The following is a 962-nucleotide window of genomic DNA, read 5'->3' on the forward strand; positions in this document are numbered from 1 at the left end:
CCTCGGGCTTTCATCGTTGAGGTGTCCGAGGGGTGGGTCGTGATGGGTGAAGGTGCTCCTGACCTGGAAGAATAGGGCTTGTCTAAGGTCCATTTCACGCCAGTTCAGGGAGCACCTTCAGGGTGAATGCTACCGGGTTGTATCCACGTCCTCATGTTGATGTCGCGCCGGTGTCTGCGGTCGGTCAGGCCGGTGGTGTGTTGCTGACCGAGACCGTCCGCGCGACGGGCCTGGCCGTCGAGCTTTCGAGGGCGCTGGCGCCGTGGCGGAAGCCGTTCTCGCGGCATGATCCGGGGAAGATCCTCACCGATCTCGCGCTCATGTTGGCGGTCGGTGGGGATTGCCTGGCTGACGTCGCCACGCTCCGAGCGGAGCCTGATGTGTATGGGTCCGTGGCCTCGGATCCGACGATCTCTCGCCTGCTGACGACCCTCGCGGCTGACGCCCGGGCGGTCGAGAATGCGATCAGTGCCGCCCGCCGGAAAGCACGCAGTCGAGCCTGGGCCCTGGCCGGCGAGTATGCTCCCAGCGCGGGGGTCACGGCGAAGAGCCCGCTGGTCATCGACCTGGACGCTTCGCTGGTGACCTCTCACAGCGAGAAGGAGTTCGCGCGGCCGACGTTTAAGAAGGGCTTCGGATTCCATCCGTTGCTCGCGTTCGTCGACCACGGCACCGGCGGGTCCGGAGAGATGTTGGCCTGTCTCCTGCGCCCCGGGAACGCCGGCTCGAACACCGCAGCGGACCATAAGAGCGTGATCGCCGATGCGCTGGCCCAAGTCGGGATGGGATCCCGGCCGGGGCGGAAGGTGCTGGTCCGGATCGACGGGGCCGGCGGCACGAAGAAGACGCTGCAGGAGTTGGTGAAGCGGCGGGTCTCGTACTCGGTCGGGTTCACCCTGCCCGCGAATACGCCGGAGCTGTTCGGCCTGATCCCGAAGCACGTCTGGGAACCCGCCTATAAC

At 66.1% G+C, this 962-nt stretch carries 1 protein-coding gene; it reads left to right on the forward strand.

Features of this window, described 5'->3' with window-relative positions; genetic code table 11:
• Positions 1 to 122 precede the first annotated feature (122 nt).
• Positions 123 to 962: transposase (locus tag ABD093_RS18205; protein WP_343926282.1), on the forward strand; the 840-nt coding region annotated here is incomplete at its 3' end.

This window comes from Brachybacterium tyrofermentans (genome assembly GCF_039526165.1).
GTDB lineage: Bacteria > Actinomycetota > Actinomycetes > Actinomycetales > Dermabacteraceae > Brachybacterium > Brachybacterium tyrofermentans.